Below are 21,366 nucleotides of genomic sequence, written 5' to 3' on the forward strand. Positions count from 1 at the left end.
GTGTCGTGGGTATGGGGGAAAACAAGATCTTAAATCGGGTCCTCGGCGTCGCCGTCCTCACCGCTCTCGCGGTGCCGGTCACGGCGGCAGCCGTACCGGAGAAGGCGGAGGCGTCGGCGGCGAGCGCGCGCCGGCAGCTCGCCCAGCTCAAGGTGGCGAAGGCGTTGTCCAGCAGGGGCTACGACCGGCGCCGGTTCGCCCCGCGGTGGGCGCATCACCGCGGCTCCTGCAACGCCCGTGAGGTGGTGCTGGCCCGCGACGGCAGGGGCGTGCGCCGCGACAGGGACTGCCATCCCGTCAGGGGCACCTGGTACAGCCCGTACGACGGCAAGGTGCTGCGCAGCGAGCGGCAGGTCGACGTCGATCACGTGGTGCCGCTGTCGTACGCGTGGCGCTCGGGCGCCAAGCGGTGGAGCCAGGCCAAGCGGCGGGCCTTCGCCAACGACCTCACGCGGCCGGAGCTGAGAACCGTCAGCCACGCGGCCAACATCGCCAAGGGCGGCAAGGGCCCGCAGAGCTGGCGGCCGCCGCGGCGCGGCTACTGGTGCGCGTACGCGACCTCGTGGATCACGGTGAAGCACCACTACCGCCTCTTCGTCACCAAGAAGGAGAAGAAGGCGCTGCTCAACATGCTCCGCACCTGCGGGAAGTGATCAGGCGTCCCTGAAGCGCTCGTGGGCCGCCTGCTTGCTGATGCCCATGGCCTCGCCCACCTCGGCCCAGGAGGCTCCGGCCGCCCTGGCCGAGGTGACGGCCTGGTCGAGCAGGGTCCGCTGCCAGCTCTCCACCTGCGACAGCAGCGTGAGGGCGGCCAGCGGGCGCTCGCCGGCGAGGTTGACGATCTGCTCGCACAGCAGGTTCGACTTGACCACGAGCCAGTTCGGCGGGGCGGCGAGCAGGAGCGGCTTGGCGTGCTCGTACCAGCGGCCCTCCGCGTCCTTGGCGCCCTCGGGCGTCGGCGGGAAGCGGCGGCGGTCGGACCAGCCACAGGAGCAGGCGCCCTGGTAGCCGGTGAAGGCCCGGGTGAAGGCGCCGCTCGAGCGGGCGAGCGTGCCGTCGGGCAGCACCGGTGCCGCGAAGCCTTCGTGGCCGGGGATATCAGACAGTTTCAGCGTCACACCGTCAAGATACCCTGACGACAGCTCTCCCCGGAAGGCGTCAGGGTATCTTGACGCTGCGCCGTACCACCACGTTGCCGTGCGTGGTGCTGGCCCGGATGTCCACGCTGACCTCCGCCGGCTCCGGTGGCGGGCCGGCCTCCAGCAGGTTGCGCACGCTGCCATAGGTCGAACCGAGGCCCAGCTTGGCGACGCTGCCCCGCTTGACGCCCACGTCGATCTGCCCGGAGGCGGAGACGAGGTCGACCACCCCGTCGGCCACCTCGCCGACGCGGATGCCGCCGTGCGCGGTCCTGGCCTCGACGCTCGCGTGGGCCCGGTCCACGACGATCTCCCCGTGGGCGGTGCCGACCACGAGGTTCCCGGTGATCTCGCCGAGATGGACGTCGCCGCTGGGGGTCTTGACCTGGGCGTCGCCGTCCACGAAGCCGACGACGATCTCGCCGGAGCCGGTCTCCAGCCGTGCCCGGCCGGTCCGGCCGAGCTGGATCTCGCCGTGGGAGGTCTGGACACGGGTCTCGCCGAGGCGGCCCTGGGCGTGCACCCCGCCTGCGGCCAGCTCCGCCCGCAGGCCGGACCCCTCGGGCAGTTCGATCTCCACCTCGATGGACCCCACGCGGCGCGCCCAGGCGTATCGCCGGTCGGTCTTGATCCTGAGGTGGCCGTCGAAGAAGTGCACCTCGGTGAGGCCGGCGGCGGTCACGTCGTCCTCGCTGGTCAGATCGCTCGGGTTCACCCGGACCCGGGTGTCGCCACGGAGCTCGGCCACGATCCGCACCTCACCGGCGGCGATCTCGAGCACGGCCTCGATGGGTTCCGGAGTCTCAAATTCATACACGTTGTACACAATATGCGAACGATGTGCGCGACTGCAATCGGCATTCCCGCTAGACTGTCGGCGGAACAGGGAGGGGAAACATGCAGGCTTCGGTATGGACCCGGCCGCAGAAGAAGGCCCTCAGCCGCGAGCAGATCGTCACCGCCGCCATGCGCATCCTCGACACCGAGGGCCTGGACGCCCTGAGCATGCGCCGCCTGGGCACCGAGCTCGGCGCCGCCGCCACCTCCTTCTACCGGCACGTGGCCAGCAAGGACGAGCTCGTGGAGCTGGTCGTGGACGAGATCTACGGCGAGATAGAGATCCCGCACCCCGCCGACCCCGTCGACTGGCGCAGCGCCGCCGAGGGATGCGCCCACAGCCTGCGCGCGGCCATCCTGCGCCACCCCTGGTTCGTGCTGGTGTTCGGCGCCTCCGGCATGTCCTACCTGGGCCCCAACACCATGGGCAAGACCGACGAGATGATCGGCATCCTGGAAACCGCCGGCTTCACCCTCGAGACGGCCGACAAGGCGATGAGCACGGTCGTCGCCTACGTCATCGGCGTCACCACCAGCGAGGCCGCCACTCTGTCGCTGCTGGCCCGCACCGGCCTGAGCGAGCAGGAGTGGCTGGAGCACGTGTGGCCGGCCGCCGAGGAGGCGGCCCAGCCGTACCCCCGGTTGCGCAGGCTCTACGCGGCCCAGCGTGACGCCAGCGCGAAGGACGACCGGGAAGACCAGTTCTCCTTCGGCCTGCGCCACATCCTGGCCAGCCTGGAGGCGACCAGAACCGCGTGAACCCCCGCCCGCGGTGAGCGGGCGAGGTGGGCCACGGCCGGGTTCAGCCTGCTTCCCCCGACCCTCGTTCGCGCTGGCCGCGCACGGCCAGCACCATGTCCACGACGGTCACCACGATCACCACGCCGGCCGCGATCGTGAGCACCGGAGCACCCACGAACAGGCCGATCACGCCGATCACGACCGCGAAGATCAGGACGAACGAACCCACCCTGACGTGCACCACGTCGCGCGGGGTCGCTTCGGCCTCGGGCTTGCCCTCGGGCGTCCGGCCGGGCGGGCGATAGTCTTCGTCACGTGCCATGGCGGAACCTCACATCGGGCCGGGGCCGTCGGGCGGGAGCTTGCCGTAGTACGAACTGAGCTGGTCCCGGTAGACGCTCTCCTTGTAGGAGGACCCGTCGAACTCGGGAGCATCCTTGATCTCCCGCTTCGTGCGGGAGACGTGGACCCTGCGCTCCTGCGGATCGATCCGGGTGACGACGCCGGCCGGAAGCATGACCTTCTTGCCGAAGATCCACGGCCCGGTGTCGACGACGAGGTAACTCTCACCGACCTCGTAGGTGGCCTCGTCGATCGAGCCGATCTTGCCGTCGGTGGCCTCCACGGCGTATCCGACCAGATCCATGAGGTCGCCGCCGGTGCCGTACACGTCATTACGGAATGCCCAGATGCCTGGGTCGGGTTGCATCATGACCGCTCCTTTCCTGAACCGGTGCGGCTACCCGCGGTCGGGGCGTTAAACGGCGATCGTCGCCGTCCAGGAGGCGCCGTCACGCTCCGGAAGGTCGAAGACGAGCACGTGGTGATTCCAGGTGACGGTGACCCGGGCCAGGTCCATGCGGGGGTCGGCGACGGTGACCGTGGCGGTGCCGTCGCCCCTATCGCGGACGAGCACGGCGCAGGGGTCCGAGGCCGTCAGAGGGCCTGCCGTACCCGGTTGCCAGAAGGCGGCGGCGGTCAGCCCCAGGGACGGCACATGCACGGCCTGCTGCCGGGAGGTGTTGGCCAGCACGCTCAGCCGCCGGGGGCCTCGCGACCCGGGGATCAGCGCGTAGGCATAGGAGGCGTCCACCGGATCGACGCCGTGGTCCAGCCAGAGCATGACGTGCCCGTTGTCCCTGCCCAGCCGGAGGGAGCCGTCCAGGATCTGGTAGCCGGCGTGGCCCTCCAGGTGGTACCAGCCCGCCCGCCGGTCCACGGTCAGTACGGCGTCGCCGCGCCGGTTGTCCACGATCGTCTCGACCGGGACGCCGTCGGAGCAGGTGATCCCGGCACCCAGGCAGAGCACGGCGTCATCCAGGAAGAACCACGACTTGAACGCCTCCAGCGTGCTCTCCAGGCCGGACAGGTGCTGCCCGGCGACCGCGTAGACGCCGTCGGTGGCGCCGCCCACCCAGCGCCACGGGGTGGTCGTCTCGCCCCACGCGGCCCCCGCGCCGTCGGGCAGGCGGCGGGTGGAGACGGTCGTGCCGGGCAGGCGGTAGGGGTCCACGCTCTGCCAGAAGCCACCGGAGTAGTGCCCGGCCTGACCGGGCGGTCACCGTGTCGTCGTCCAGCAGGCCCCAGCCCTTGACCAGGCCGCGCCAGCGGGCCCGCTCGGCCGGGGTGGCGGTCTCGCCCATCAGGAGCACGGCCGCGGCGATCTCGCGGGCCCGTCGCCGGTCGCCGGACGGGCTCCTGGCGATGCCCCTGCCGCGGACGAGGTCCATGCAGCGGCCCTGGTGGATGAAGGGGGCGAAGGACCTTTCGACGCTGTCGTGGACGATCTGCCGGTCGCGCACCTGCCACGGGGTGCCGTGCAGCACCGAGAAGAGCCTGGCCAGGCCGGTCAGCAGCACCGCGCCGTAGCCGCCCTGGTAGGGGATCCAGGTGTGCTGGATGAACGAGCCGTCGCGGTGGAAGCCGTCGCCCTCGGTGACGTAGCGCAGGACCGGCGCCAGCCCGGCCACCGCCCGTGCCGCCCTGCCGTGGTCGCCGGCCAGGACGGCGCGCAGCAGGAGCACCGTGCACAGGTCCACCCGGTTGGCCCCGGTCGAGGTGCCGGAGTAGTCGTCCAGCACCGATTCGGGCACGAAGTGGTCGATCGCCTCCAGGAGCAGGGTGCCCCGGTAGCCGGTGCGGACGGCCGAGTCCAGGAGCTTTTTGGGCAGGCCGATCCGCCAGCGCCACCAGTTGCCCTCCGCGGGGGCTCCGGGAGCGTAGTGCCGCCGGATAAATCCGTCGATATCCCTGATAACCGGTCCCGATGGCAGCTCCTGCCACCGCCGCCGGATCACCGAGAACCAGTCCTCCCCCGGTAACCACGCGGCCGCCGCCAGCCCGAGGAACGTACGTCTGGAGGGCACCGGCTACTCCGGGAAGGTCGCGGTCACGACCCAGCGCTCGCCGTCACGCCCGTAGGCCAGGGCGCCGCCGTACGCCTCCAGGTCGGCGGCCAGGCTCCGCAGGCCGTACCCACCGCTGGGGGAAGACGGGCCGGTGGGACCGCTGGCGATCGTCAGCACCCGCCCCGCGACCGCGAACTCCACCCACGCCCCGCCGTGCCGCAGCGCGTTGGTGGCCGCCTCCCCGACCAGCCGGTGGAAGAACTCCTCCAGCGGCGGCGGCAGGTCCAGATCCGGTACGGCGGGCACGGCGAGACCGGCGGCGCGCAGCCGGTCGAGGTGCGCGGCGAGTTCCTGCCCGGCGTGGGCGGCGGCCCTGCCGTCCAGGTCGGCGATGGCCTCGCGGACCTCGGCCAGCGCCACCCGGCCCGCGCTCAGCACGCGGTCCACCCGCTCCCGCTCGGGCGGCGCGAAGGTCGCGGTGTGCCGCAGCGCCTCGGTCTGCACGAGCATGACGGTGACCGTGGCGGCCAGGTTGTCGTGCAGTCTGCGGGCCAGCCGTTCGCGCTCGGCCGACTCCGCGCGCAGCCGGGCGTTCTGGGCGGCGGCGGAGGCGAGCGCGGCCCGTTCGCGGGCGTGCTGGCCGCGTTCGACGCCCATCACCCACACCACGCCGAACGACACGAGGCTGACCAGCCCGCCTTCGACCGGGCCGCGCAGGGTGGCGTCCGAGACCGACAACGCCAGCCCGGCGGCGGCGCACAGCCCCAGCCGCACGCCACGGCCGCCGCTCGCGGCCGCGGCGTGCAGCGCCAGCATGGCGGGCAGGTAGCCGACCACCCGCCACATCCCGAGCCGCAGGTGCACCAGCGTCGCCAGCGCGACCACGACGAGCACGAGGGCGGGATGCCCGCGCCGCCAGAGCAGCGGCAGGATCTGCGCCACGCCGAGCGGAACGGTGACGACCGTGCCGCTGATCGCGAAGAGCCCGGTCAGGAGGGCGGCGAGCGAGAGTTCCAGCCACAACCGGGCATCTCGTACCATCGGCCGCGTGATCAGGCTCGTCATCGTGGATGACCAGGCGCTCGTCCGAGAGGGCATGTCCCTCATTCTCGGGGCACAACCGGACATCGAGGTGGTCGCCGCGGTGGCCGACGGCCCCGGACTGCTCGCCGTGCTCCCCGAGGCGCGCGCGGACGTCATCCTCCTCGACCTGTACCTGCCGGGCGCGGACGGCATCGCGCTGCTGCGCGAGCACCTGCCGCGCCCGCGCCCGCGGGTGCTCATGCTGACCACGGTCGGCCGCACGTCGGAGATCCAGCGCGCCCTGGCCGCCGGGGCGGACGGCTTCGTCCTGAAGGACGCCACCGGCGAGGAGCTGGCCGCGGCGGTCCGGGGGGTGCACGGCGGCGTCACCACGCTCAGCACCTCGGCCTCCCGGCTGCTGGCCAGGGTCCGCCCGCCGGGCCTGGACGCGCTGACGCCGCGTGAGCGCGAGGTGCTGGAGCTGATCGCCCGGGGCCTGTCCAACCAGGAGATCGCCGCCGCGCTCGGCGGGCTGGCGGAGCGCACCGTGAAGGCGCACGTCAGCAACGTGCTGGCCAAGCTCGGCGTGCGCAGCAGGGCCCAGGCGGCGCTGCTCGTCCCAAGGGACTAGTCCCTTCGCCGGTTGTCGCGGGCCCGGCGGGCGGCGATCCTCGTGCGGGTGTCCAGACGCCGCGTGTTCCTTCTCGCCCTCCTGCTGTTCGCCGTGCTCGTCTTCGCCGGCAACCGATCGTGGAGCACCCCGGACGGGCCGCCGTTGCTGCTGGCCCACCGCGGCATGGCGCAGACGTTCGGCTTCGCGGGCATCACCGGCGACACCTGTACGGCACAGCGCATCCACCCGCCCGCGCACGGGTACCTGGAGAACACGATCCCGTCGATGCGCGCCGCCTTCGCGGCCGGGGCGGACGTGGTGGAGTTCGACGTCCAGGTGACCAAGGACGACGAGATCGCCGTCTTCCACGACCACCTGCTGGAATGCCGCACGAACGGCACCGGGAAGGTGCGCGACCACACCCTGGCCGAGCTGCGCCGCCTGGACGTCGGCTTCGGCTACACCGCCGACGGCGGCGCGAGCTTTCCCTTCCGCGGCAAGGGCGTGGGCCTGATGCCGACGCTGGAGGAGGTCCTGGCCGCCTTCCCCGGCCGGGAGCTGCTGCTGCACATCAAGAGCGACGACCCGGCCGACGGCGGGAAGATCGCCGCCCGGCTCACGCCCGCGCAGCGCGCGAAGGTCACCGTCTACGGCGGGGACGCCTCGGTGGCCGCCTACGCCGCCGAGGCGCCGGGCGCCCGGGTCGCCTCGGCGGCGATCATGAGGGGCTGCGGGATGCGGTACCTGGCGGTCGGCTGGACCGGCGCGGTCCCGGGCGCCTGCGCCAACATCCAGCTCCACGTGCCGGAGAGCTATGCGCCCTTCCTGTGGGGCTGGCCGCACAAGTTCGTCGAGCGCATGCGCGCGCACGGCACCCGGGTCATCCTGGTCGCGGGCGACGGCGGCTGGTCGGAGGGCTTCGACTCCGCTGCCGACGTGAAGCGCCTGCCCGGCGGCTTCACCGGTGGCGTCTGGACGAACCGCATCGAGGTCGTGGAACCCCTGCTGCGCTAGCCGTACTCGGCCAGGAACTCCGTCAGGGGGCGCACGTGCCGGTCCGGGTCGCGCCAGCGCGCCTGCAGGTCCTCCAGCAGGTGCCGCTCGGCCACGAGCGCGCCGTCGCGCCACAGGCGGACCACCGGGTGCAGGAAGGCGCTCTCGGCGGCCCGCTCCGGCTCCGGGTGACGCCGGATGGCGAACACGTCCGGCTGGTCGCGCGGCCCCCAGCGCAGCGTGAGCGTGTACAGGTGGCCGAAGCGCTCGGTGGCGTAGTCCTCGGGCAGGTCCTCGTAGTGCTCGATCCGGCCGTCCTCGATCACGTAGGCGTCACACAGGTACTCGAACTGCGTCCACAGCGCTGAGCTCCAGTTGACCCGATCCAGCATGTCGGCGCACAGCTCGTCCGGCTTGACCGGCGCCGGCCGGCCGGCCAGCGGGATCCCGTCGAAGCGCTCGGCCAGCAGCCGGTCGAGCGTGCGCAGGTTGTAGCGGAACCCGTCGATGAACGCCGACGAGGCGTGCTTGACGTCCCGCCCCTGCATCAGCGTCCCGGCGAAGTAGAGCCCGTCGAGGTTGACCGATCGGAAGTCGGGCCGGATGGCCGGGATCCTGCCGTTCTCGTGCAGGTACGGCCGGCAGCCCGCGCCGAAGACGCCGGTGTCCATGGTGAACCCGGTGCACCGCAGGACCACGTCGTAGTCCAGCAGCGCCTTCTCCCCTTCGGCCAGTGTGTAGGAGATGGCCACCTTGAAGCCGTCGCCTTCGGGCCAGATCCGGTCGATCTCGCACTCCAGGACCCCGTGCAGCGTCTTGAACCAGTAGCTGTCGAGGAAGGCCCCGTACTGTCCGCGCACGTCTCCGGGATGTTTGCTCTTCCAGGCCAGCCGTAAGGGGTGCGGGCTGGCCAGGTGGACGATGTCGGCGTGGCCGAGCAGCGCCTGGGCCGTCTCGAAGGCCGAGTTGCCCTTGCCGATGACCAGCACCCGCTGCCCGGCGTAGGCGGCGCCGTCGGTGACCATGTCCTCATAGCCCACCGCATGCTCAATACCCGAAATTTCCGGAATGTACGGCCCGCCCCACCCGGTCGCCATGACCAGGCACTCCGCCCGATACACCTCGTCACCGGCACGCACCACGAAGCCGCGCCCGTCCCGCTCCACCGAGGAGACCGGCGCCGAGTACCGCACGTTGAGCTCGTGCCCGGCGGCGAAGTCGGCGAGGTAGCGGACCATGTCGCCGGCCGACGGATAGTACTCGCCCGTGTAGCGCGGGAACTGCAGCTCCGGCGCGTCGTTGAGCAGCGAGTTCCAGTCCCAGCGCAGCCGGATCTCCGGATCGTCGTCCCCGACGTGCACCTTGTTCAGCGAGATCAGCTTGCGGTGCCGCGGGTAGTGACGGAAGAAGGCGCCCGGGGCGGCGTCCCGCTCCAGCGTCAGATAGTCCGCCCCGCGGCGGTGAAGGAAGTAGCTGAGCTGGAGGCCGCCGGGCCCGGCGCCGACGACGAGGTAACGGTGGCTCTGCACACCCGCAGGTTCGGTGAGCCTGCCCGCAAGGTCAACCCCCGGCGATCTCCGCCCAGCTCACAGCCACTCGATCCGCGCGTTCCGCCGCGAGCCCCACAACCGGCGCACCTCCGCCTGCCACCGCATGTACTCCTCCGGGCCGCCGCCCCGGCCGCGCCGCGCCTCCTCGGTCCAGGCCGCCGCCCGCTCGCAGGCCGTCCCGGCCAGGATCTCGGCCGCCTGCTCCGTGTGGCCGGGGACGAAACCCGCGCGCACCCTGGCCGCCGCCGCGAACACCGCGCCCTGGGCCAGATCCGCCCGGTTCTCGCCGGCGTGGCGGGCCAGCCGTACCAGGTCGTCGGAGGTGGCGCCGCCCACGTAGGCGGCGGCCAGGCCCGCGCCCGCCCACAGGTCGGCGTGCCGGTCGAGCGGGAAGGCGGCGATCGTGGTGGCGACCGCCTCCACGTCCGCGCACTCCCGGAACCAGACCGCCCGGCCGTAGCCCTGGTCGCGGATGGCCCGCCGGACGCCGTTCGACGTCAGGCCCACCGGCTGGCGGAAGAACGCCTGGTGGAAGCCGTAGCCGTCCCACGTCAGCCAGCGCAGCAGCGGATCCAGCGCCCCCGGCAGGCGCAGCGGCCGCAGCCGCAACCGGGCGAACGCCCAGCCGGCGCCCATGTGGACGAGGTAGGGATGGTCGCGGCCCGGGCCGGCCAGCAGCGCCGCCAGCCGCCTGCCCCGCGACAACGTCAGCACGTCGTGCACGACACACGCCACCGCCGCGCCCTCGCAGGCGTATCCCCACATCTCCGGCGCGATGCCGGAGAGGAGGTCCAGCCCGTCGAGGCCCGCCTCGTTCACCACGTTGAACCCGGCCAGCAAGGTCAGCCCGGCGGCCTCCAGCCGGCCACGCGCGGGCCCGAGCCGGAAGCCGCGGCGGACGAAGTCGATCTGCCCGACATCTTGGTACAGGAGCTTTCTCATGCGTCCCTCCGGCGACGAAGCTAGGGACGTCACAGAGCATGAACAAGCATGCGCGGAGCGGGCACACGATCGCATGAGGCGTTTATCGCCACAGCATTAACTCGGGCCGAGCAACCTGGCCAGCTCCGTCCTCGTCGATACGCCCAGCTTCGGGAAGGCCCGGTACAGGTGATGGCCCACGGTCTTCGGGCTCAGGAAGAGCTGGGCGCCGATCTCCTTGTTCGTGGCGCCCGTCGCGGCCAGCCGTACGACCTGGAGTTCCTGCGGGGTGAGGGCGGCCAGCGCGTCCGGCGCCGCCTGCGCGCCGCTCTCGCCCGCCGCGCGCAGCTCGTTGCGGGCGTGCTCGGCCCACGGGCGCGCGCCCGCGCTCTCGAACGTCTCCAGCGCGGCCCGCAACTGAGTGCGCGCCTCGGCCTTGCGCCGCTCGCGGCGCAGCCACTCGCCGAACAGCAGCCGGCTGCGCGCCTGCTCGAACGGCCGCTCGTCCTCGCGTACGGCCAGCGCGAAGTACGGCTCCGGCTCCTCGGCCAGCAGCGCGTGACAGCGGGCCAGCGCCGCCTCGGCCCACGGCCGTCCGGCGGCCCGCGCCCAGCGCTCGAACCGGTCCAGCGGCGCCGCCGCCCGGTCCGGGCTGCCCATGCGCACCGCCGCCTCGACCTGGTCGGGGACGAAGTAGAGCGCGTGGTTGTCCCCGGCGAGCTGCTCCATGCGCTCCAGGGCGGGCCCGAAGTGACCGCGGGCGAGCTCCAGCAGCGCGCCGGCCCGATCGGCCCACTCGCCCTCGCCGCCGGCCTCCTCCCCGCGCACCGCCGCCAGCAGCGCGAGCAGCCCGCGGGCGTGGACCTCGCGCTGACGCTGGCCGGTGTCCCTCGCGATGCGGACGGTCTCGTCCACCGTGGCCGCCGCCTCGTGGAAGCGGCCCAGGAAGAACTCCGCCTCGGCCAGCGGTCCCAGCACCCCGGCCAGCCAGCCGATCATGCCGCGCCGCCGGAACTCGGCGGCCAGCACCCGCATCGTCTCGTGCGATCGGGCGAAGTCGCCGCCGAAGAAGTCCACCATGACCGTCGCCAGCCGCTCGCCGACCATGCCCGCGCGCCGCTGGGGCATCGCGGCGACGTTCGCGCGCAGGATCCGCAGCCCCTCGCCCGGGTCGCCGGACATCAGCTCGGCCGCCCCGCCGATGGCCGCCGCCAGCGCCTCCTGCCCGGGCATGGCGCCCAGCAGCTCGTGCACGCGCCGCATGCCGTCCGGGTCGGCCAGCGTCCAGGCCGCCCGCGCCGCGTCGGCGAGCAGCCGGGTGCGCTCCTCTCCCCCCGCGCGGACGGCCGCCTCGATCAGGATCGTGTACGCCGCCTGCGCGTCGCCGTCCTCGAAGGCGACCTTGGCCCGCAGTGTCGCCAGCGCGTCCGGGTCGGCGGTCAGCAGCAGCGCCTCCCCGACCAGCGCGCCGGCCCGCCCGTTCTGGCCCGCGTCCGCCGCGACCTGCGCCGCCTCGGTCAGCCGCCGCAGCCTCCGCTCCGGATCCGGTGTCAGATGCGCCGCGCGTTCCAGCGCGGCCGCCGCCGAGGCGTACCCGGTCCGCTCCCGCGCCCGCCCGGCCGCCGCCTCCAGCCCCGCCGCCGCCTCCTCGTCCGGCCCGGTGGCCGCCGCGGCCAGCTGCCACGCCCGCCGGTCCGGGTCCGTCGCGGTGCGCGCGAGCGCCTTGTGTACGGCCAGCCGCTCGATGAACCCGGCGCCCTGGTAGGCGGCGGCCCTGGTCAGCGAATGCCGGAACGTCACGGTCGCCCCCCTGACCGTGACCAGCCCTTCGGCCTGGGCCAGGGCGTCGTCGGGCAGCCCCAGCTCCCGCGTCGCCGCCAGGATCGTGCCCAGCTCGCCGGAGTCCGCGGCGGCCGCCACCACGAGCGCGCTGCGCGCCTGCGGGGGCAGCCCGGCGATCCGTTTCTCGAACGCCTCCTGCAGGCGGCGCGGCAGCGGCAGCGGGCCCGGCTCTCCGGCCGCCGCCGCGGGCAGTTCGAGCAGGGCCAGCGGGTTCCCGCCCGACTCCTCGACCACGCGGTCCCTGACATGCGGCGGCAGGCCGGGCACGCTTCCGTCCAGCAGTTCCAGGGCGGCCGTCCGGTCCAGCCCCTCGACCCTGAGCTCCGGCAGGCCCGCCAGCGCCGCGTCGTCCCGGGCGGAGGCCAGCACGACCACGCCCTCGGCGTGCAGGCGGCGGGCGGTGAACAGCAGGGCCTCGGCCGAGGCCCGGTCCAGCCACTGCGCGTCGTCGACCAGGCAGAGCAGCGGGGCGTTGTCGGCCAGCAGCGTCAGCGTGGCCAGCCCGATCATGAACCGGTCGGCCACCCCGCCGGTCGCCAGCCCGAAGGCCGTCCGCATCGCCGCGGCCTGCGGCTCGGGCAGGTCGTCGAGGCGGTCGAGCAGGGGGCGCAGGATCTGGTGCAGGGCGGCGAAGGGCAGCTCCGACTCGGTCGCGACCCCGGCTCCGCGCAGGACCAGGAACCCCTGGGCGGCCTCCTGCCGCGCCTGGTCGAGCAGGGCGGTCTTGCCGACGCCCGGCTCGCCGCGGACCACCAGGACGCCGCTGCCGCCGTCGCGGGCCACCGCGAACAGCCGCTCGATCTCCGCCATCTCCGTCACACGCCCGTAAAGCACGACGGAGAGGGTAACCGGTCCCGCCGGGTGTCCTCTCCTCAGATTGGCAAACCGGTCACAAGGGCATAAATCTGGACATGCGTGCCATCGCCATCTCCGGCTTCGGCCAAGAGCCCGAGCTGATGACCCTGCCCATCCCGGCCCCGAGACCCGACGACGTCCTCGTCCGGCTCCACGCCGCGGGTCTCAATCCCATCGACTGGAAGATCGCCGACGGCTCCTTCCGCACGTCCGCACAGGACTTCCCGCTCGTGCTCGGCATCGACGGCGCCGGCGTCGTGGACAAGGTCGGCCCGGCGGTGACCACGTTCCGCCCCGGCGACGAGGTCTACGGCCAGTTCCGCGGCAGCTACGCCGACTACGCCCTGGCCACCCCGGTCCTCGCCCCGATGCCCAAAGGCATGATCTTCTCGCAGGCGGCGGCGGTGCCGATCGCCACCACGACCGCCTACAACCTGGTCGAAACGGCCAAGGTGATCCCCGGCCAGATCGTCCTGGTCTCCGGGGCCACGGGCGGCGTCGGCCAGCAGGCGGTGCAGTTCGCGGTCGGCGCGGGCGCGACGGTGATCGCCACGGCCACCGCCGACATGGCCGAGCACATGCGCAGGCTCGGCGCGGCGGAACTGGTCGACCACACCCTGCGCCCGGTGGCCGAGCAGGTGCTCGCGCTCCACCCGGGCGGCATCGACGCGGTGCTCGACGTGGTCAGCGCCGACCCGGTCGCGCTGACCGAGCTCGCCCAGACGGTACGGCCCGGCGGCACGGTGGCCACCACGCTCTTCTCCGCCGACCCGGAGGCGCTGGCGGCCAGGGAGATCGTCGGCGTCAACCTCAACAACAAGGCCGGCGCCGAACTCCTGACGCTCGTCGCCGACCTGATCGACGCGGGCAAGCTCCTGGTCCGGATCGACAACCTGGTGTCCCTGCGGGACGCCCCGGCGGCCCTGGACCGGAACAAGGCGGGGCTGTCCCGCGGCAAGACGGTGATCGAGATCTAGCTCCGTGGTCCGGAGACGCGAGAAGCCGCGCATCGCCGCCCGGACCCTTCCCAGGCGGCTCACGCACGGCACTTTCCCGCCCGCCGTATCACGACGGGTCTCTTGTCACGCCCGTGCCCGGCGGGGCACTTTCACGCCCGTTCCAACCCCGTGCCGACGTCCAGGCGCGCTCAACGCGCGTGCTCGGACTCCTGGTCGTGCGGCGTGGCGGGGTTGTCGTCACCCGACGCGTCGGAGGACAACTCCCTGCGCAGCGCGTCGATGTCGATGTGCTGACTGGTGTACTTCAACTCGCGAGCGACCTTGGTCTGCTTCGCCTTCTGTCTTCCTCGGCCCATGGCAACTCCCTATTCCCCGGGTGTCATCCTAACCAACGACATTGCGACTTGAACAATTATGCAACTGCGCTGGACTAGCCTGGAAGCATGCCCGTCCCGCTCTACCAGGCAAAGGCCGACTTCTTCAGGACGCTCGGCCACCCCGCTCGCATAAGGGTGCTGGAACTTCTCCAGGAGGGGCCACTTCCGGTCCGGGACCTCCTGGCCCAGATCGACATCGAGGCCTCGAGCCTGTCACAGCAACTGGCGGTCCTGCGCAGGGCCGGGGTCGTGAGCGCGGCCAGGGAGGGGAGTACCGTCGTGTACTCCCTGGCCACACCGGAGCTGGCCGATCTGCTCGACGCGGTGCGCCGCATTCTCACCGAGATGCTGGTGGACCAGGGCGAGCTGCTGGCCGAGCTGAGGGCGGAATCTCACGGCTGAGCCGCGAACCTCGCCTGCACGCGCTTGGGGTACCAGGCCGTGAACACCGCAGGGGCCGCGAACGTGACCGCCTTGATGGTGATGACCAGGGCGGTCGCGTGCGGCGCCACGCTCATGACCCAGGTCAGCGCGGCCGCGGCGATCGTGAACGCGCCGGCCCAGACCGCGGTGATGACGGCGTTGACCTTGTAGAAGGCCGGCAGGGCGTGGATCTCCGGCGGCGCCATGGTCTTGGCGATGCCCATGGTGAACGGCTTGCGGATGGCCAGCGAGCCCCATGCGGTCCCGGCCAGCCAGAGGTTCACCAGGGCCGGGCCGTACAGCATGAGCGGGGAGTGCGGGGCGGCCAGCGAGATCACCGTGATGATGGCGAAGAAGACGGCGGCGCTGGCCTCGATGACCATCTCGTCCCAGGCCCTGCCCTTGATCTTGTCCTTGGCGACCAGCAGCAGCGCCGTGGCGAGGCCGACGATCGCGCCCCATCGCCATTCGTCACTGGTCGCGATGATGGCGTACACGATCCAGGGTGCGAATCCCAGCAGGCCGGGCATCTGTGACTCCTTCGACATTCCACATTAGACCTGTCGAAAGTAGAACCTTCTCTCGAGATATGTCAACATAGGAATATGAGTCTTCGCCATGCAGTCCTGGGCCTGCTCACCGAGGGGCCCGCGAGCGGATACGACCTGCTCAAGCTCTTCGACGCCTCGCTGAGCAACGTCTGGCCGGCCACGCAGAGCCAGCTCTACGGCGAGCTGAGCAAGCTCGCCGACGCCGGGCTCATCAGCGTCTCCGCCGAGGGGCCGCGCGGCCGCAAGGAGTATGCCCTCAACGACGAAGGGCTCGCCGAGCTGCGGCGATGGATGCTCGAGGTGGAGCCCACCAGACCCCTGCGGAACGACATGCTGCTGCGGGTCTTCTTCCTGGCCCAGGTCGACCCCGAGCAGGCGCGCTCCTACATCCGCGACCAGGCCGCGATCGGGCGCAAGTACCAGGAGCACCTGGAGGGCATCCGCGAGCGCATCGGGAGCGGCACGGACAACCTCTCCACGTACGGCCGGCTCGCCCTGGAGTGGGGCCTGCGCTTCTCCAGGACCCAGCAGGAGTGGGCCGAATGGGCCGAAGAACAGATCCGTTAGGCTCGGCGGCATGGTCTCCGAGCTGTTCGATCCCAAGGCGTGGAAGGAAGTCGACGGCTTCGACTTCACCGACATCACCTACCATCGCGCCGTCGACCAGGGCACGGTCCGGATCGCGTTCAACCGCCCCGAAGTGCGCAACGCCTTCCGCCCCCAGACCGTCGACGAGCTCTACACGGCCTTCGACCACGCCAGGCAGAGCACCGACGTCGGCTGCGTGCTGCTGACCGGCAACGGCCCCTCACCCAAGGACGGCGGCTGGGCGTTCTGCTCCGGCGGCGACCAGCGCATCCGCGGCAAGGACGGCTACCAGTACGCCGACGGCACCCCCGCCACCGGCCGCCTGCACATCCTCGAGGTCCAGCGGCTCATCCGCTTCATGCCGAAGGTGGTCATCTGCGTGGTGCCCGGCTGGGCGGCGGGCGGCGGCCACAGCCTGCACGTGGTGGCCGATCTCACCCTGGCCTCGCGCGAGCACGCCCGCTTCAAGCAGACCGACGCCGACGTGGCCAGCTTCGACGGCGGGTTCGGCTCGGCCTACCTGGCCCGCCAGGTCGGGCAGAAGTTCGCCCGGGAGATCTTCTTCCTCGGCGACGCCTACACCGCCGAGGACGCCCACCGGATGGGCATGGTCAACGCCGTCGTGCCGCACGCCGAGCTGGAGAGCACGGCTCTGGAGTGGGCCGGGAAAATCAATGGCAAGTCGCCCACCGCCCAGCGCATGCTGAAGTACGCCTTCAACCTCATCGACGACGGCCTGGTCGGACAGCAGGTCTTCGCGGGTGAGGCGACCCGGCTGGCGTACATGACCGACGAGGCGGCGGAGGGTCGCGACTCCTTCCTGGAGAAGCGCGAGCCCGACTGGTCGCCTTTCCCCTGGCACTTCTAGGACGTTCGTGACGAAGATCGAAGTACCCAGCAAGCTCATCGCCAACCACGACGAGATCGGCGAAGGCGAGGAGGGCGGCCCCACCTGGATCGCCGGCCTGCCTGCGCTGGCCGCACGCTATCTGGACGCGTGGGATCTGAGACCCGACGGGTCTTCGATGCACGGCTACGTCTCCCTGGTGCTGCCCGTGGTGCGCGCCGACGGCACGCCGGCGGCGCTCAAGCTGCAGCCGGTCAACGACGAGAACGCCACCGAGGCGATGGGCCTGAAGACCTGGGACGGCGACGGCATCGTCCGGCTGCTCCGGGAGGACCCGTCCACCGGCACCCTGCTGCTCGAACGGCTGGACGGCGGGCGCTCGCTGGCCGACGTCCCCGACGACACCAAGGCGCTGACCATCCTCACCGAGTTGCTGGCCCGCCTGGTGGAGCACCAGGCGCCGCCCGGCATGCGGCGCCTGGCCGACATCGCCGGGGACATGCTCGCCGAGATTCCGGCGGCCGTGGCGAAGCTGGAGAAGGACGGCGACCGGACCTGGCTCACCACCATGGGCGCGGTGGTCGCCGAGCTGGCCGACGAGCCCGGCGACCGGCTGCTCCACTGGGACCTGCACTTCGAGAACGTCCTGGCCGCCGGGCGCGAGCCGTGGCTGGCCATCGACCCCAAGCCGCTGGCCGGCGACCCGGGCTTCGACCTGTGGCCCGCCCTGGACAACCGCTGGGACGACCTGGTCGCCACCGGTGACGTGCACCGGGCCGTGCGCAAGAGGTTCGACCTGATGGTCGACCGGCTCGCGCTCGACCCGCGCCGCGCGGCCGGCTGGACGTACGGCCGGCTGCTGCAGAACGCGCTGTGGGACATCCAGGACGGCGAGACCGAACTGGACGAGGACCAGCTCGCGATCGGCGAGGCGCTGCGCCCGCGCCTCTGAGGTCACCTCCAGGTGCTCGGGTAGGCGTGCCCCGGCAACACCTTCCCGAGCACCACCCCGCCGGCGATCACGACGACGCTGGCCAGGAGCACCGGGTTCAGCAGGTAGAGCGGCTCCGGCGCGGTGAGCCCGACCAGCGCCGCCGTGGCGGCCGCGGGCGGGTGCGGGGCCCTGAGCAGCATCATCGGCGCCGTGGACAGGGCGGCGGCCACGGCCGCCGCCCACACCGACGGCCCGGCCACCGCGACGATGACGAGGGCCAGCGCCGTGGCGGTGAGGTGCCCGAGCACGATGCTGCGCGGTTGCGCGAACGGCACCCCCGGTGCCAGCGCCACGATGCCCGCCGAGGCCGCGAACGGCAGGGCGAACAACGCCAGCCCGGTGGCGGTGGTGATCCCGGCCAGCAGCAGGAGCCCGGCGAGGGCCGCCGTGGTCGCGGTCACCACGTTCTTGAGCGGTGGCACCGGCGCCTTGGGTTGCGGCGCCGGCGTCTTGAGCGGTGTCATCGGCGTCAGTCCGACAGCGAGCGCAGGAAGTCGCGGATCAGGGCCGCGCTCTGCCGCAGCCGGGTGGTGAACGGGAAGTGCCCGGCGTCGAGCAGATGGATGCGGGCGTCCTTCACGTCCCGGGCGTAGGCGCGGGCGCCGTCCGGCCCGAAGATCTGGTCGTTGCGGCCCCAGATCGCCAGAACCGGCGGCTGATGGGTGCGCAGGTACTCCTGCCAGGCCGGGTAGTGGCCGGGGTTGGTGCCGTAGTCCAGGAAGAGCGCGAGCTGGATCTCCTGGTTGCCCGGCCGGTCGAGCAGCGCCTGGTCGAACGCCTCCTTGTCGGGATTGACCAGGGAGGCGTCGGGGACGCCGTGGGTGTACTGCCAGTGGGTGGCGTCCCTGGTCAGCATGGAGCGCAGGGCGTCGCCGTTCTCCTTGGACGGCTCGGCCCAGTAGGCCCGGATCGGCTCCCAGAACGGGGTCAGGCCCTCGTCGTAGGCGTTGCCGTTCTGGCTGACGATGCCGGTGACACGCTCGGGGTGGCGCAGGGCGAGGCGGAAGCCCACGGGTGCGCCGTAGTCGTGCACGTGGAGCGCGTAGCGGTCGACGCCGAGGGATTCGAGAAGCCCGTCCACGATGTCGGCCAGGTGGTCGAAGGTGTACTCCCACTGGTCGGCGGCCGGGGCGTCGCTGTGGCCGTAGCCCGGGTAGTCGGGGGCGATCAGGTGGAACTCGTCGGCCAGTTCGGTGATCAGCTCCTGATAGGCGATCGACGAGGTCGGGAAGCCGTGCAGCAGGACCAGCGTGGGGGCTGACGGGTCGCCGGCCTCCCGGTAGAAGACGTTCAGCCCCTCGACGACCGCGGTGCGGTAACGCATGCCTACTCCTTAACCGGTAAAAATCTCTTTGCCGGTTAAGTGATAGCATGGTCAGGGTTAACCAGTCAAATCGGTTTGAGGGGTTAGGATGAAGATCCGGCCGCTACGCGGGGAACCCGTGGGGTTGGACCTGGTGGACACCACCTGGGTGCAGCATGGGGAGGTGCTCGACCAGTTCGACTCGCCGGAGGGGGTCGAGGCGTGGCTCGCCGACCACGGGCTGCCCGGCGGGGCGGCGGCGCGTGAGCATCTGGCCGAGGCGCGGGCGGCCATGCGCGACGCGCTCGAAGGCCGGGGTCACGAAAGGCTCAACGCGGTGCTGGCCCACGGCAGCGTGCGGCCCCAGGTCGGGGCGGCCGGGCCGTACCAGGTGGTGGTGGTGGAGGAGCGCGCCCGGCAGGCGGCCTGGGTGGCCGCGGCCGACCTCGTGCGTGTGATGGGCGAGCGGCCCGACCGGGTCAAGCACTGCGCCAACCCGCGCTGCATCCTGTGGTTCCTCGACGTGAGCAAGAACGGCAGCAGGCGCTGGTGCTCGATGGAGTCGTGCGGGAACCGCGCCAAGGTCGGGCGTTTCAACGAGCGGCACCGGGGCGCATGACGAAGGGCCCGCGCGGACGGCGGGCCCTTCGTCGCGGAGGGGGTCAGGGAACGACGATGGCGATCTTGCCGCGGCCGTGGCCGGTCTCCATCTCGCGGTGCGCGTCGGCGGCCTCGGACAGCAGGTAGGTGCGGCGGATGTGGAAGCGGAAGGTGCCGTCGGCGACCTCCTGGGCGTAGCGGCCCAGGCGCTCGGCCAGCCGCTCGCCCACCGTGGTCCGGATGCCGAGCTTGGGGGCCTTCTCGTGCTCGTACAACGTGAGGATGCGGTCGCGGTCGGCCACCAGCTCGAGGGAGACGTCCAGGGCCTCGCGACCGGCGCCGTCCAGGACCGCGGTGACGCCCTCCGGGGCCAGTTCCCGCACCCGGTCGGCCAGGCCGGGGCCGTACTCCACCGGAACGGCGCCGAGCTCGCGCAGGTAGGCGTGGTTGACCGCGCGGGCGGTGCCGATGACCTTCGCGCCGCGCTTTCTGGCGATCTGTACGGCGGCGCCGCCCACCGAGCCCGCGGCCCCGTGGATCAAGAGGGTGTCTCCGGGCCGGATGGCCAGGTTGTCGATCGCGATCTCGGCGGTCTGCACGCCGGCGGTCAGCGCCCCGGCCACCTCCCAGGCCAGCCCGGCGGGCTTGGGCGCCACCGAGGTGTAGGGCACCACGGTGTACTCGGCGTAGGCGTTCAGCATGGTGAACCCCAGCACCTCATCGCCGATCGCCACCCCGGTCACGCCCTCGCCCACCTGGTCGACCACCCCGGCGAACTCGTTGCCGGGGATGCGCGGCAGCGGCGTCTCCGCGCCCTGGGGCGTCCAGCCCGCGCGCACCGCCGTGTCGTACGGCTGCACCCCGGCGGCCTTCACCCGGACCCTGACCTCGCCGGGGCCCGCCTGCGGCGCGGGCAGTTCCATGACCTTCAACACGTCGGGGCCGCCGAACTCGGCGAAGGCGGCCGCCTTCATCACATCGCTCATGGCACAGAAGCATGCAACCTCAATCATGATTGAGGTCAATCCGTGCAGATAAATCCGGACAAATCGCTTAAACTTCCCGCCAAAGGAAGGGCAAGCGACCATGCAGAAGATCGTCCACGTCAGGCCCCTCGACGATGCCATCGGCCACGAGGAATCCCACGAGTGCCCCTGCGGACCCACAGGTCAGGGCGTGCACAACCCCGCCACGCGCAAGATGGTCGGCCTGATCTTCCACCACCACGGCCTGCAGCCCTGCCACGAGTGGGAGGCATCCGACCTGGCGTGAGGGCCTGTGTACTATCGGTGAGGGCTCATAACGAATCGGGGGAAAGTATGAGCAACCTCATCGTCGTCAGCTACCCGGACGTCACCACGGCCGAGACCGTCCGCGACCGCCTGTTCGAGCTGCAGAAGCAGAACCTCATCACGCTCGAGGACGCCGCCATCGTCGAGCGCAAGGACGACGGCAAGATCAAGCTGCACCAGGTCACCAGCACCACGGGCATCGGCGCGGCAGGCGGCGCGCTCTGGGGCGGGCTGATCGGCCTGCTGTTCTTCATGCCCCTGCTGGGCATGGCGCTGGGCGCGGCGGCGGGCGCCGCCGGGGGCGCGCTCACCGACGTCGGCGTCAACGACGACTTCATGAAGGAACTCGGGGAGAAGATGGCCCCCGGCACCGCCGCCCTCTTCCTGCTCGTCGTCCAGAGCACGCCGGACAAGGTCATCGAGCAGGTCGCGCCGTACGGTGGCGAGATCATCAAGACCTCGCTCAGCACCGAGGACGAGAAGCACCTCAAGGAGACCGTGGCTGCGGCCAGACAGACCTGAGCACCTGCGCCTCGAAGGAGCGACCGGAGCGGTTCCGGTCGCTCCTTC

At 71.8% G+C, this 21,366-nt stretch carries 26 protein-coding genes and 1 pseudogene; 12 read left to right on the plus strand and 15 right to left on the minus strand.

The window, feature by feature from the left end; genetic code table 11:
• Nucleotides 1-11: 11 nt before the first annotated feature.
• A complete protein-coding gene (locus FVE25_RS45990) occupies nucleotides 12-653 on the plus strand; it encodes an HNH endonuclease family protein (RefSeq protein ID WP_157253853.1) in 642 nt (213 codons plus the stop codon).
• On the opposite strand, the gene FVE25_RS55820 is transcribed toward FVE25_RS45990, so the two are convergent.
• Nucleotides 654-1,118, minus strand: coding sequence for a hypothetical protein (locus FVE25_RS55820; RefSeq protein WP_246268515.1), 465 nt, complete (start codon nucleotides 1,116-1,118; stop codon nucleotides 654-656). It abuts the gene before it with no gap.
• A 40-nt stretch (nucleotides 1,119-1,158) separates the two neighbouring features.
• Nucleotides 1,159-1,956 carry a DUF4097 family beta strand repeat-containing protein gene (locus FVE25_RS46000; protein ID WP_157253854.1) on the minus strand — a complete coding sequence of 266 codons (798 nt, stop codon included), beginning with the start codon at nucleotides 1,954-1,956 and terminating at the stop codon, nucleotides 1,159-1,161.
• An 80-nt stretch (nucleotides 1,957-2,036) separates the two neighbouring features.
• On the opposite strand from FVE25_RS46000, the gene FVE25_RS46005 reads away from it, so the two are divergent.
• Nucleotides 2,037-2,735, plus strand: a complete 699-nt coding sequence (locus FVE25_RS46005; RefSeq protein WP_157253855.1) for a TetR/AcrR family transcriptional regulator — start codon at nucleotides 2,037-2,039, stop codon at nucleotides 2,733-2,735.
• A gap of 43 nt (nucleotides 2,736-2,778) precedes the next feature.
• Here FVE25_RS46005 and FVE25_RS46010 read toward each other — a convergent pair whose 3' ends face one another.
• The 5 genes and pseudogenes from FVE25_RS46010 to FVE25_RS46025 form a co-directional block, all read right to left on the minus strand.
• Nucleotides 2,779-3,039: a hypothetical protein gene (locus tag FVE25_RS46010; protein ID WP_157253856.1), complete on the minus strand. Its 261-nt coding sequence runs from the start codon at nucleotides 3,037-3,039 to the stop codon at nucleotides 2,779-2,781.
• Between the two features lie 9 nt (nucleotides 3,040-3,048).
• Nucleotides 3,049-3,429, minus strand: coding sequence for a PRC-barrel domain containing protein (locus FVE25_RS46015; protein WP_246268517.1), 381 nt, complete (start codon nucleotides 3,427-3,429; stop codon nucleotides 3,049-3,051).
• A 45-nt stretch (nucleotides 3,430-3,474) separates the two neighbouring features.
• Nucleotides 3,475-4,230: a polysaccharide lyase family 8 super-sandwich domain-containing protein gene (locus FVE25_RS55825; protein WP_246268518.1), complete on the minus strand. Its 756-nt coding sequence runs from the start codon at nucleotides 4,228-4,230 to the stop codon at nucleotides 3,475-3,477.
• A gap of 136 nt (nucleotides 4,231-4,366) precedes the next feature.
• A pseudogene (locus FVE25_RS55830) lies at nucleotides 4,367-5,083 on the minus strand (hypothetical protein); the annotation flags it as partial.
• Between the two features lie 3 nt (nucleotides 5,084-5,086).
• The gene (locus tag FVE25_RS46025) at nucleotides 5,087-6,130 is read right to left on the minus strand and encodes a sensor histidine kinase (protein ID WP_157253857.1); all 1,044 of its coding nucleotides are present in this window, start codon (nucleotides 6,128-6,130) and stop codon (nucleotides 5,087-5,089) included.
• Between FVE25_RS46025 and FVE25_RS46030 the strand changes: the two genes are divergently transcribed.
• Nucleotides 6,114-6,719, plus strand: coding sequence for a response regulator (locus FVE25_RS46030; RefSeq protein ID WP_157253858.1), 606 nt, complete (start codon nucleotides 6,114-6,116; stop codon nucleotides 6,717-6,719). The two genes, FVE25_RS46025 and FVE25_RS46030, sit on opposite strands and share 17 nt — an antisense overlap.
• A 48-nt stretch (nucleotides 6,720-6,767) precedes the next feature.
• Nucleotides 6,768-7,715, plus strand: coding sequence for a glycerophosphodiester phosphodiesterase family protein (locus FVE25_RS46035; RefSeq protein WP_219825958.1), 948 nt, complete (start codon nucleotides 6,768-6,770; stop codon nucleotides 7,713-7,715).
• Here FVE25_RS46035 and FVE25_RS46040 read toward each other — a convergent pair.
• The 3 genes from FVE25_RS46040 to FVE25_RS56630 all read right to left on the minus strand — a co-directional run bounded on the left by FVE25_RS46040 (nucleotide 7,712) and on the right by FVE25_RS56630 (nucleotide 12,841).
• Complete coding sequence (locus tag FVE25_RS46040) at nucleotides 7,712-9,223, minus strand: NAD(P)-binding domain-containing protein (protein WP_157253860.1); 1,512 nt, start codon at nucleotides 9,221-9,223, stop codon at nucleotides 7,712-7,714. The genes FVE25_RS46035 and FVE25_RS46040 overlap by 4 nt on opposite strands.
• 57 nt (nucleotides 9,224-9,280) lie before the next feature.
• On the minus strand, nucleotides 9,281-10,186 hold the full coding sequence (locus FVE25_RS46045) for a DUF1702 family protein (RefSeq protein WP_157253861.1): 906 nt from the start codon (nucleotides 10,184-10,186) through the stop codon (nucleotides 9,281-9,283).
• Between the two features lie 96 nt (nucleotides 10,187-10,282).
• Nucleotides 10,283-12,841: an AAA family ATPase gene (locus FVE25_RS56630; RefSeq protein ID WP_181019929.1), complete on the minus strand. Its 2,559-nt coding sequence runs from the start codon at nucleotides 12,839-12,841 to the stop codon at nucleotides 10,283-10,285.
• 77 nt (nucleotides 12,842-12,918) lie between these two features.
• On the opposite strand from FVE25_RS56630, the gene FVE25_RS46055 reads away from it, so the two are divergent.
• Complete coding sequence (locus tag FVE25_RS46055) at nucleotides 12,919-13,839, plus strand: NADP-dependent oxidoreductase (RefSeq protein WP_157253862.1); 921 nt, start codon at nucleotides 12,919-12,921, stop codon at nucleotides 13,837-13,839.
• Nucleotides 13,840-14,009: 170 nt separating this feature from the next.
• On the opposite strand, the gene FVE25_RS46060 is transcribed toward FVE25_RS46055, so the two are convergent.
• The gene (locus tag FVE25_RS46060; protein WP_157253863.1) at nucleotides 14,010-14,177 is read right to left on the minus strand and encodes a DUF3073 domain-containing protein; all 168 of its coding nucleotides are present in this window, start codon (nucleotides 14,175-14,177) and stop codon (nucleotides 14,010-14,012) included.
• An 87-nt stretch (nucleotides 14,178-14,264) separates the two neighbouring features.
• On the opposite strand from FVE25_RS46060, the gene FVE25_RS46065 reads away from it, so the two are divergent.
• Nucleotides 14,265-14,600 (plus strand): ArsR/SmtB family transcription factor, encoded by a 336-nt coding sequence (locus FVE25_RS46065; RefSeq protein WP_157253864.1) that lies wholly within the window; start codon nucleotides 14,265-14,267, stop codon nucleotides 14,598-14,600.
• Here FVE25_RS46065 and FVE25_RS46070 read toward each other — a convergent pair.
• A complete protein-coding gene (locus tag FVE25_RS46070; RefSeq protein WP_157253865.1) occupies nucleotides 14,591-15,151 on the minus strand; it encodes a hypothetical protein in 561 nt (186 codons plus the stop codon). The genes FVE25_RS46065 and FVE25_RS46070 overlap by 10 nt on opposite strands.
• Before the next feature lie 75 nt (nucleotides 15,152-15,226).
• Between FVE25_RS46070 and FVE25_RS46075 the strand changes: the two genes are divergently transcribed.
• From FVE25_RS46075 to FVE25_RS46085, 3 genes are read left to right on the plus strand one after another with little or no spacing between them, the layout of a single operon-like run.
• Entirely contained in the window at nucleotides 15,227-15,739 is a 513-nt protein-coding gene (locus tag FVE25_RS46075; protein ID WP_157253866.1) for a PadR family transcriptional regulator, read from the plus strand.
• Nucleotides 15,740-15,749: 10 nt separating this feature from the next.
• Nucleotides 15,750-16,628 (plus strand): 1,4-dihydroxy-2-naphthoyl-CoA synthase, encoded by an 879-nt coding sequence (locus FVE25_RS46080; protein WP_157253867.1) that lies wholly within the window; start codon nucleotides 15,750-15,752, stop codon nucleotides 16,626-16,628.
• A 7-nt stretch (nucleotides 16,629-16,635) separates the two neighbouring features.
• The gene (locus FVE25_RS46085) at nucleotides 16,636-17,559 is read left to right on the plus strand and encodes an aminoglycoside phosphotransferase family protein (protein ID WP_157253868.1); all 924 of its coding nucleotides are present in this window, start codon (nucleotides 16,636-16,638) and stop codon (nucleotides 17,557-17,559) included.
• A 2-nt stretch (nucleotides 17,560-17,561) separates the two neighbouring features.
• Here the strand turns inward: FVE25_RS46085 and FVE25_RS46090 are convergent, their stop codons facing one another.
• Both FVE25_RS46090 and FVE25_RS46095 read right to left on the minus strand, forming a co-directional pair.
• Nucleotides 17,562-18,065: an HPP family protein gene (locus FVE25_RS46090; protein WP_157253869.1), complete on the minus strand. Its 504-nt coding sequence runs from the start codon at nucleotides 18,063-18,065 to the stop codon at nucleotides 17,562-17,564.
• A gap of 5 nt (nucleotides 18,066-18,070) precedes the next feature.
• The gene (locus tag FVE25_RS46095; RefSeq protein ID WP_157253870.1) at nucleotides 18,071-18,925 is read right to left on the minus strand and encodes an alpha/beta fold hydrolase; all 855 of its coding nucleotides are present in this window, start codon (nucleotides 18,923-18,925) and stop codon (nucleotides 18,071-18,073) included.
• A gap of 88 nt (nucleotides 18,926-19,013) precedes the next feature.
• Here FVE25_RS46095 and FVE25_RS46100 point away from each other — a divergent pair, with 88 nt between their 5' ends.
• A complete protein-coding gene (locus FVE25_RS46100; protein WP_157253871.1) occupies nucleotides 19,014-19,523 on the plus strand; it encodes a CGNR zinc finger domain-containing protein in 510 nt (169 codons plus the stop codon).
• Nucleotides 19,524-19,566: 43 nt separating this feature from the next.
• Here the strand turns inward: FVE25_RS46100 and FVE25_RS46105 are convergent, their stop codons facing one another.
• Nucleotides 19,567-20,490 carry an NADP-dependent oxidoreductase gene (locus FVE25_RS46105; protein WP_246268521.1) on the minus strand — a complete coding sequence of 308 codons (924 nt, stop codon included), beginning with the start codon at nucleotides 20,488-20,490 and terminating at the stop codon, nucleotides 19,567-19,569.
• Between the two features lie 100 nt (nucleotides 20,491-20,590).
• Between FVE25_RS46105 and FVE25_RS46110 the strand changes: the two genes are divergently transcribed.
• The gene (locus FVE25_RS46110; protein WP_157253872.1) at nucleotides 20,591-20,776 is read left to right on the plus strand and encodes a hypothetical protein; all 186 of its coding nucleotides are present in this window, start codon (nucleotides 20,591-20,593) and stop codon (nucleotides 20,774-20,776) included.
• Nucleotides 20,777-20,823: 47 nt separating this feature from the next.
• Nucleotides 20,824-21,318 carry a DUF1269 domain-containing protein gene (locus tag FVE25_RS46115; protein WP_157253873.1) on the plus strand — a complete coding sequence of 165 codons (495 nt, stop codon included), beginning with the start codon at nucleotides 20,824-20,826 and terminating at the stop codon, nucleotides 21,316-21,318.
• Nucleotides 21,319-21,366: the final 48 nt, after the last annotated feature.

Source organism: Nonomuraea typhae, from assembly GCF_009760925.1.
In the GTDB taxonomy this organism is placed as follows: Bacteria; Actinomycetota; Actinomycetes; order Streptosporangiales; family Streptosporangiaceae; genus Nonomuraea; species Nonomuraea typhae.